Consider the following 9,266-nt stretch of genomic DNA (forward strand, 5'->3'; position numbering starts at 1 on the left):
TCATCGGAGACGTCGGTCGGATAAGGGCGTGGTGGCTTCATCCGCTTACGATAGCCGCGAAAGCCTCAAGTTCATAACACGCTCTAAGGATTGGAGTTATGGATTTGGAGTCGATGAAACCAAGCTCGATGGACGCTGGTTCGAACTTCGTTTTGATCGCAATGTGGCTGGCGCATCGCCCCCGATGACCGAGATCTGCGGCCTGGACTTCGACCGCTTTACCCAGCAGCTGGAACAAATGGGATTCACGCGCGAGCGCAACATCGTCGAGGACGGCCGCTGGAAATAACGGTTCCAGGTTCATTTCCATTGCAGCCCAGCCGTCGCCAAACAATCGCACCCGTACCGCCACGCGGCCTGCCGTAAAAGAAGTGGACCTGGAACCGTTAGTTCCGTTTCGTCGGCGATCCGGGTGATTCATCGGCAGCTTCTGTGGCTTGGTCACAAACAGGTAGCCACGCCTCCGCGCGGATGGCAACTTGCAGCGGCGATCACGTCGACCTGGAGCCCCGCATGACCCCCGTTGCCCTGTATTCGCCCGATCCGGCCCGCGGCTGGCTGCCCTGGGCCTGGCTGACGCCGATCCTGATGATCCTGTTCAACGCGGTACCGGTGATCGCGCTGGATGGGTGGATGCAGTCGCAGCATTGGTCGACGCCGCGCGGCGATCCGATCGGCCTCGCTGGCTTGTATGCGCTGCTTTGGATCGGCTTCGCGCCGACGCTGGCGGCCGTGCTCGCCTGGGTACGCTTCGTCGAAGGGCGCTCGCTGGGGAGTATCGGGCTGACCGGTCCGGCGCCGCTGAAAACCTTCCTGCGCGGACTGGCCGTTGGATTCGGCACGATCGCGCTGGTCGTAGTCGCGATCTGGATGGCTGGCGGCATGCAGGCGGCGGGCCTGGGGCAGGCCTGGCGGTCGCCCGTCAGTCTGCTGCACATCGGTCTGCTGCTATTGAGTTTCATGTTCCAGGCGAGCGTGGAGGAAGTCATCTTCCGCGGCTGGATGCTGTCGGTGGTGGCGCGCAAGACCAATGTCGCGGTGGCAGTGCTGCTGGTGTCGCTCGTTTTCTGCGTCCTGCATTTCAGTCCGCACCAGCCGCCCCGGGTCATGCTCGGCATGTTCCTGTTCTCGCTGTTCGCCTGCGCCTGGGCGCTGCGGACCGGCAATATCTGGGGCGTGATGGGCTGGCACGCGGGGTGGAACTGGTTGCTCGCGACCGGCTTCGAACTGCCCGTCACCGGCATGGATGCGCACTTGCCGGCGCTGCTGGTGGCGCTGCGCCCGCAAGGCCTCGACGCTCTGACCGGTGGCGCGGAAGGGCCGGAAGGCAGTTACCTGTGCAGCGTCTTCTTCGTCGCCGCGATCGCGTGGATCCAGTGGCGAAAGACGCGCGGAGCTCAGAATTTCTCGCCGACCAGCAGGTAACGCCACTGCCCGGGCGGCATCGCCCGGTCCGGGCCCTTGCCGATCGGATGCTGGCTCTCGCCGTACCGGCGACGACCACGCAATGGAGCGTCTGCTAGCGCTCGGTGGGCCGATCGACGCTCCGCTACGGGGCTTCTCGGTAGGTAGGGGAACTGCTATCCAACATTAGAATTAGAGATGTTTATCGGGGCTAGGGCAGCTCCCGACCCTAAGCGGTCACTCAAAAGAACGGGCTCAGATTCACTTAAGGAAGTCGACCTGACCCTGAGGTTTCAGAGCTACAGCACCCAGGCCGGCGGCCAGGACGCAGTTTCGCAAAGCGTGGAGCTCTACGCGCAGCACACGCTGCCATTCGGTCTTGGTATGCAGTTCAACTACACCTACAACGATGCCAGCAAGGCCGCGGTGCGGTTGGAAGACGGGACCGAGGCCGGCAAGACCTCCATGCCGGGCAGCGCCAGGAACCAGACCAACCTCACCGTGTTCTACGAGACCGACAGCCTGCTGCTGCGCGCCTCGTACAACCGTCGCGGTGAGCTGGTGCAAGGCCTGGTCAACGGGTTGAACGTCTTCGAGGAGCCGTACTACCAGATCGATGTCAACGCGGCCTACAACATCACCCCGGCGCTCAGCCTCACTGCCTCGGTGCTGAACCTGACCAAGCAGGAGTCCCGCTCGCACCTGGGCGAGGACACCCGTGCGCGCTTCTATACCGGCGGCTACGCAGGCCGGCTGGCGTATCTGGGGCTGACCTACAAGTTCTAGGTCCAGCATGTGGCGCCCATGCCTGCCGCGTGGCGGTATGGGCGCGATGGTTTGGCGACGGCTTGGCTGTGGTGGAAGTAAACCTGGAACTATTATTTCGAAGCGGGGAGCCCTTGAGATATCCTTTCGGCTTACTACGGAAGGCGAAGCACATGAAGGGATTTGCAGGGGTTCTCTTGCTCCTGGCTGCATTTTCAGTACACGGCCAAGGCAAGATCGACTACGATGGTGTAGCCAAAAATATGGACGCCTACAAGCAGGCCGCTGAGCAGGCATCAGGCGCGCTCCAGAAGCGCATTGCAGGACTTGTTGTTGCGCCCGGTGCATGGGAAAAGAAGAGCACAAAGATTTGCTCTGAGCTGGGCCTTGCTTTGAGGCACGCAGTGGAGATGCGGATAAGTGACGGCGTACTAGTCATGGTCGCAATTTCGATGGATGGCGATAAGCCGGCTGATCAGACACGGCACTATCGCTATGCTGCGGCCCAGATTTTTCATGGTGCCATTCGTGACGCAAAGGACGCCACTGAGGCACTAGATAAATGCCTGGCCGATTATAATTAAGGGTCTTTCCGGGGTATGCGTCTGTGGAAGAAGTGCAACTGGACCGTTCTTTTGTGGCTGAAGCGCAGAGAGTTAATGCCTGCTGCGGGGTAGGAGCGCCCGTAATCGGAGCGATACGCCGAAAATAGCCAAAAACCGAAGATCTAAGCGCGGCCAGCGCAATCTATGTGTCTTACTTCATTCTCCGGTCGCGTTGATCAGGCCATTCTCAAAGGATTTTTCATGGCATCTGTAAGCAACTCTGTAGTTCATTTAACGATGCGATATCAGAAAATTGATTTATCTATTGGTACTGGTGTTATTTATAAAAACGGCTCAGATTTTTATATTGTTACAGCTTGGCACAACCTTGCTGGTCGGCATTCGGAAACACTAAAGCCTCTTTCAAATAATTTGGCGATCCCTGATAACGTGGTTGTGAATTTGGTCGTTAGTATTCCAGGTATTGGTATAGCAACACGTCACTCTATAACGATCCCATTAGTCGATGAAGAAAAATCTCTGTTCTACATACACCCAGAAAACTGGCCTCGCGTAGACGTGGCTGTGATTCCTTTTGACCCAAGATCTACTTTCCTATCTGAATTACATCTGTCAACTGGAGAGAAAAGAGAGGTTGGTTTTTCTCCTATTATGGAGGTGTCGGGAGCGGGGGCGACTGAAATATGCCCTATACAAAAGTACCTTGTTCCAAACTCTGAAGTTATTACCAAGTGGCTTAATGCCGTTGAAGTCACAGAGGAGCTATTTATATCAGGGTATCCTCATAATATTCAGGATTATTACGCGCAGCCAGTGTGGAAGCGTGCAACGATTGCTTCATCGGTGCGAGATGGCTGGAATAGAGAGCCAAAATTTTTAGTTGATAGCGCGTCTAAAAGTGGCATGTCAGGATCGCCCGTTTTGTACTACAGCCCTAATGGCCGAGTTGAAATTCTTGGCTCAACTTATCAATTCCGCCAAGATGTAGCGATTCTTGCAGGAATTTATGTAGGCCGAGTGGCCGTAAATGGTGAGCAGGACCCTCAAGTTGGCACTGTGTGGAAAAGTACCGTGATTGAAGAGATTATCGAAGCTAAAGAATTTGAAAGGCTCCCATCTGATCTTGAGTTGTCGCACGCTGAAATGGTTGATAACATGCAATCCATCTTAGCAACGTGTTCTGCTGACGGTTTGAAAAATATCAAAAATGAAGATTTACCATCTAGACACTATGTGTGCCGGGAGTTAATGAAAAAAATACATGGAAGGGCTAATCCAGCTAACGCTCTTACGGCAGTACTGGATGCAGCGGAAAAATATAGTGGTAAATTGGTAGCTGATGAGGCTTGACAAGTCAGTTAACTGCGCGCCTTCGGTGCCGGGCGCGGGTCTGTCAAACCAACATCGTAACCGGAATTTTCATAGCGCGTTCAATGGGACGCGGTCTTCGCCGAACATCACCGGGGGAGAAACGGGGTCAGTTTAACTTATCAGTCGATGAGGCTCGGCTTGCGTGGCCGATGGACGGCCTGACGCCCGCAAAGCGGAGGGTCTTGGCTTCGACCATCACGCGGAATGTGTCGTGGCCCAGGGCGCGTTGCTGCTGTAGATGAAGGCGGATGCTGGCTAGCAGTTGGTGTAGATACCTGAGGGTTAGGTGCACTTATCAGGCGACGGCGCTCGGCTTGCGTGGCCCGTATGGAGCTGCGCCAGCGGCGCACACAGCCGCGCGAGACCCGCCAGCGTGTCTTGACACGCCAGACCGTGTACTTGCAATCTAGGCCCAAGGAGCGTCGAAACTCCTCACGTAGCGGTACCCACCTCCGTCAAACCGGTGGGTTTTTTGTGCCTGCATCCTGCAGGTACAAGCCGACGCAATGCCTGCGTCGGGAGGGCGGCTAATACAATACCCGCAAGGGGAATATGCCCGCCGGCTACGTGCGGTTTCGAACCTCCCGACATCCCGTCGCCGTTGGCGGCGGTTCTTGGGTTGTTCCAGGAGGGCGTTGCCATGTCTACCNTGTTGCCAGCTTCCGCCCATAGCTTGCTGAGCGAGGTAGGCGAAGCGCCGTGCCGGCTGGCCGTACGCGCGGCCGTTGAGCAGGCCAGCGACGATCTTGCGCAGCAGTTGCTCAACCAGCCCGGCGTGTTGTCGCAGGCCTTGCATCGCCTTTCTGCACGCATCGACGTGGCGTTGCAGCAGTGCGTCGCTGCACCCAGCACTACCCGCCACCAGCCGGAGGCGCCATGACCCGCCGCCGCCCACCCACGGCATTTGCCAGCGCACGGCCCACGCGTACGCGCCCCACGCCGCCCAAGCGGGTGCAGTGGGTGGTTGTGGAACCCGACCGCACCAAGCTGCCACCGATGCTGCCGCCCGACCCGGACGCCTCCCCGCAAGGCCCCGGCACGCTACGCGCACCCCGCCGCGCCCGCCGCCCCCGCCAATGCACCGTCAGCTACACCCATTACCCCGGCGCCCACGACCATGGTGGCGACCAGCACGTGCCACACGTCCGCCTCAGCGGCCTATGGCTGGAACAACTGGGCTTTGCCATCGGCACCAAGCTGCGCATCACCGCCAGCGAAGGGCAACTGCTGATGGAGGTGTTGCCGGTAGTGGAGGTCCCTGCAAGGCAACTTAGGGCGCGTCGCTGAGCGCCATCCGCCGCATTCAGGTGAAGCCTGTACGCCGCTTGCCGATCTTGCAAACGCAGAACCGCGTGAGGTAAGCGCTGCCGCCGCCCGATGCGAGGTTACTGACGTGTTAGATTCAGCGACACTCTTAGCGCAGGATCTAGAGATATGCCCTTTCATCTTGGGAAATCCCATGGCCGGCAAGTTAACCAAGGACGTAATATCCTTCCTCGGGCAACGTTGCTACCGAGTGCGTTGCTGGCACTATGCACCTTTCATGCGGGATGTGCCCCGAGTACTCCACGCGATCAGTTAGCCATAGCGGCCGCAAAGCCCTCCACTGAAACCAGGAGCAAAGACGTGACGGAACGCCTCAAGCAAGATGTGGATCGTTTGATCGCAACAGACTTCCAGGATGTCGCCGCCGTTAGTACTCAGCTCCAAGCTCAATTTGGACCACGGCACCTAGACGGAGAAAGGGAGCTTCGGGTAAGCGAGCAGGGCATGCTGGCAGGTGAAAAGGTGCAGCGTGTTGAGTTCATTAATGCGACAGATGATCCATCGCGCGGGAAGTTGGTTATCGATTTCTCGCCACCTGGCCCGATTTTTGTGGAAGCTCCCTGGGCCGATGCTGTTCCTTATCCGCCTCGACCAGATGCGCGAGATTCCAGAGCCTATTGGGAGATGGCAGTTAAAGGAACCAAGGTCATCTTTGGTTTGACGGAAGACCAGTCACACCTGAGCTATATTTCGATCAGCAAACTTTGAGATAAGTTTGATGAGTCAAGCAAGGGAAATGCATGATGGAAATTAATGAAGAACAAAAACTCCCGCAGCAAAAACAGATGGGTTCACCAACCAATGGTGCGCTACCCGCTTCTCCGCTGAAGGATCCAGCATTAGCGCCTTTAATTAACTCTTCGCCCACACTTCAAGCAGGCCTTTCTCAGTTCAAGCAAGATGGCATAGGCGTTGATTGGGGTAGCGCGGGTGGAGGTACTTACCTGGAACCAGGTAAGAAAGTCGTGATTGACCAGAACGCAACTGGCAAAGGCGAACGGATCGCAAGATCACTATCGCATGAGATTGGACACCATGGGTTCGCCGAACCTAAAGATTATTCTTCCAAGCAAGCTTACGTGAACAATATGTTGCGAGGCGAGGCCGCTGCAACGCTCAGCAACGCACTCGTTCGACGTGAGATTCTGAATCACCAGGGGCCAGATATCGGTATCTCTGGAAGTGGCACGAGACCGCAGCAGTACGAGGCAATTGCAGATCAGCAAATGGCAGGCCGCATCACACGCGATGCTGCATTGAACCAGATTGCCCAGGTCTTCAAGACGGAACAACCTTCGGTTGCTCCAAGTAAGACGTACGAGCAATATTATGGTGATTATTACGACAAACACATCGTTCCCTGGAAGCTTAAACAGGGGCGGCCAGAGCCCGGGGCCATTGGCGACATCACTACTTCTGATGTGACGCAGGGTGGACTTGCCCCTGAATCACATCCGGCCTCACCGAGGACCGCGTTGTTGCCCTCACAGCCAGGCCATGCAGACCACGCGCTGTACCAGCAGATCAAAGATGGTGTGATGCAGCTCGACGCCCAGCACGGCAAAGAGTGGGATGGGGCAAGCCAGCGCATGACAGCCAGCCTGCTGGCACTGGCAAAAGAGGAAGGACTGTCGCGGGTGGATCATGTGGTGCTCAACAACCCAACGGCTCAGCTGGCGGGCGGCGAGAAGGTCTTCGTCGTGCAGGGCGCCCTCAACGACCCGGCTCACCAGCGTGCCCATATGCCAACCGTTGACGCCGTGCAGACACCAGAGACCCAGTCGTTCGATCGCCTGCAGGCAATCAACCAGACTCAGGCCCAGGCGCGCGAACAGCAGCAGGCGCTGGAGCAGTCGCAGCAAGCCGTCAGCCAGGTTGGTTCGTCGATGACGCGCTGAGGTTCAACAAAGCAGGGTGAAGCCCACACGCCAAGCGCGCCAATCCGCCGTCAGCTACCTCATTGCCGCGGGCGCCGGCAACCAGCACGTACCCCACGTCCGTCTCAGCGGCCTATGGCTGGAGCAACTGGGCTTTGCCATTGGCACCAAGCTGCGCATCACCGCCAGCGCGGGGCAGTTGTTGATGGAGGTGTTGCCGCCGGTGGAGATGCCGGCCAAGGCGCGTAGCGTGCGGCGATGAGGCTGCGGCTGCCAGAGACCTTGCGATTGACCTCCCTACCGGATGCCACTAGCGTCGCAGCCACACCAGCGCACAACGGACGCTTCATGATCGCGCGCCCTCTCTACGCTTTGCTTGCCACCTTCGCCCTGGGCGCATGCGCCCCCCCAGTCCCGGCGACGTTCACGGAGACATCTGCTATGAGTTCGCCTCCCAATTCTGCTGCTGCCTCTCAAGATAGCCAACCCGGCGCGCCGATAGGCACGGCGAAAGATGCACTCACTCGCGTGCTTGCGCTGATCGAAGGAATCCAGAAGCTTGACGACCTCACTCCGGACTACCTGCGGTCCAAAATGGGTGTCCCGGTCACGCACGCGGAAAAAGACCACAGGCGTTACGGCGCCAGTGCTCCGCTTACCACTGAATGGGGTTACAGCTTCGGTATGGACCAGACGCCGACTGCGGGGCGCTGGTTCGAGTTCACCTTCAATCCAGCACAAGCGGGCGCCTCTCCTTCCATGACGGAGATCTGCGAGTTGGATTTCGATACATTCACTAAGAGGCTGGAAGCCATTGGCTTTACGCGCCAGCGAAACGTGGTGGAAGACGGGCGATGGATGAGTGACTTCTTCAATCGCCCGGGCATGCGCATTGAGGTATTTCCTCGAGGTGAGGCCGACGCGCCCCAAGAGCGCGTGGAGCACCACTGCGTGGAATGGATCTACATTCGTTAAGCCGAGGAACGGTCATGCCCTTGAGTCCACAGGCGCAAGCCATGATTGATGAGTTCGGACGCCATCCAGGCGTGACCTCGGATCACATCGCCAATTTGCAGGGTCTGCTTAGTGCCTCGCCTGTACTGCTTGATCAATTCAATGACGCAGTTGCAAAGCAGCGCGTTCTCAGTCTGAAGCCACTCACCGACCCGAATGCTGGCGGAACCTTCACGCCCGGTGACCATTCCATACGGCTACCTCTAGCCAAGCTATCGACTGGGCCTGGCGGAAGGTCGCTCGACTCTGGTGACATGACGTTTGTGTTAGGTCACGAACTGCAACATGGTATGTACAGTCCGGCCGCGGCTGCTTCACGTGAGGAATTTAAAACCGCAGCGAAGCAGGTAGCCCAAACGACGCACGATTATTCCGACGCCGCGGAAAAGGTGTTATCAAGCAATCGAGCAGATGAAGCTAGCGCGGAAATCGCAGGCTGGAATGCAGTCGTTAGCAGAGTGCGGAAATCAAATCCGCATGCCTCTCTGGAGGATATCTATCGGGAGGCACCAGGCCGTGTACATGACTTCATCGATCGCACCGGCGGTATGCCGCAATTCAATTACGCGCTTAAGCCCAACCTCACTTTGAACGCAGACATGACAATGCCCGCAACTACGGCTAACGTCGAAGCGATGGGTGCTAACTTCTTCGACAAGCCTGCCGCGAACACGCGTATCGGACATGCAGGCCAGTCCGACTACACCAACCACTACGGGCCATGGGTGGTGGCCACGGCCGCCATCTATGAGCGGCAATACAACAAGCCAAAGCCCGGCGAGCCAGAACAGCCGATGATTCTGAATATACGACGTCTGGGATTGAAAGAAGAAATACTCGAGCGCAACGGCATTGATCTAGAGCGTGTTATGAACTTGAGGCTTTCGCGGCTATCGTATGCGGATGAAGCCACCACGCCCTTATCCGACCGACGTCTCCGATG

At 57.6% G+C, this 9,266-nt stretch carries 9 protein-coding genes and 4 pseudogenes; all 13 read left to right on the top strand.

Features of this window, described 5'->3' with window-relative positions; translation table 11 throughout:
* Window positions 1-289, top strand: a pseudogene (locus XcodCFBP4690_RS21765) (hypothetical protein); the annotation flags it as partial.
* Between the two features lie 224 nt (window positions 290-513).
* Entirely contained in the window at window positions 514-1,425 is a 912-nt protein-coding gene (locus tag XcodCFBP4690_RS21770; RefSeq protein WP_104544354.1) for a CPBP family intramembrane glutamic endopeptidase, read from the top strand.
* A 273-nt stretch (window positions 1,426-1,698) separates the two neighbouring features.
* A pseudogene (locus tag XcodCFBP4690_RS21775) lies at window positions 1,699-2,190 on the top strand (TonB-dependent receptor domain-containing protein); the annotation flags it as partial.
* 152 nt (window positions 2,191-2,342) lie between these two features.
* Entirely contained in the window at window positions 2,343-2,753 is a 411-nt protein-coding gene (locus tag XcodCFBP4690_RS21780; RefSeq protein WP_146092011.1) for a hypothetical protein, read from the top strand.
* Window positions 2,754-2,975: 222 nt separating this feature from the next.
* On the top strand, window positions 2,976-4,085 hold the full coding sequence (locus tag XcodCFBP4690_RS21785) for a hypothetical protein (RefSeq protein ID WP_104544356.1): 1,110 nt from the start codon (window positions 2,976-2,978) through the stop codon (window positions 4,083-4,085).
* Window positions 4,086-4,569: 484 nt separating this feature from the next.
* A pseudogene (locus XcodCFBP4690_RS23235) lies at window positions 4,570-4,755 on the top strand (hypothetical protein); the annotation flags it as partial.
* A 3-nt stretch (window positions 4,756-4,758) separates the two neighbouring features.
* The gene (locus tag XcodCFBP4690_RS23240) at window positions 4,759-4,986 is read left to right on the top strand and encodes a hypothetical protein (protein WP_341871625.1); all 228 of its coding nucleotides are present in this window, start codon (window positions 4,759-4,761) and stop codon (window positions 4,984-4,986) included.
* Window positions 4,983-5,393 (top strand): SymE family type I addiction module toxin, encoded by a 411-nt coding sequence (locus XcodCFBP4690_RS21805; protein ID WP_104544358.1) that lies wholly within the window; start codon window positions 4,983-4,985, stop codon window positions 5,391-5,393. Before XcodCFBP4690_RS23240 ends, XcodCFBP4690_RS21805 begins: the two co-directional genes overlap by 4 nt.
* A 339-nt stretch (window positions 5,394-5,732) precedes the next feature.
* The gene (locus XcodCFBP4690_RS21810) at window positions 5,733-6,140 is read left to right on the top strand and encodes a hypothetical protein (RefSeq protein WP_104544359.1); all 408 of its coding nucleotides are present in this window, start codon (window positions 5,733-5,735) and stop codon (window positions 6,138-6,140) included.
* Between the two features lie 35 nt (window positions 6,141-6,175).
* Window positions 6,176-7,330 (top strand): XVIPCD domain-containing protein, encoded by a 1,155-nt coding sequence (locus tag XcodCFBP4690_RS21815; protein WP_244183771.1) that lies wholly within the window; start codon window positions 6,176-6,178, stop codon window positions 7,328-7,330.
* 16 nt (window positions 7,331-7,346) lie between these two features.
* Window positions 7,347-7,571: a SymE family type I addiction module toxin gene (locus XcodCFBP4690_RS21820; protein ID WP_104544360.1), complete on the top strand. Its 225-nt coding sequence runs from the start codon at window positions 7,347-7,349 to the stop codon at window positions 7,569-7,571.
* Between the two features lie 86 nt (window positions 7,572-7,657).
* Window positions 7,658-8,284 carry a hypothetical protein gene (locus tag XcodCFBP4690_RS21825; protein ID WP_167394751.1) on the top strand — a complete coding sequence of 209 codons (627 nt, stop codon included), beginning with the start codon at window positions 7,658-7,660 and terminating at the stop codon, window positions 8,282-8,284.
* Between the two features lie 41 nt (window positions 8,285-8,325).
* Window positions 8,326-9,266 (top strand): annotated as a pseudogene (locus XcodCFBP4690_RS21830) (XVIPCD domain-containing protein); the annotation flags it as partial.

Origin of the sequence: Xanthomonas codiaei (assembly GCF_002939785.1) — a bacterium.
In the GTDB taxonomy this organism is placed as follows: domain Bacteria; phylum Pseudomonadota; class Gammaproteobacteria; order Xanthomonadales; family Xanthomonadaceae; genus Xanthomonas; species Xanthomonas codiaei.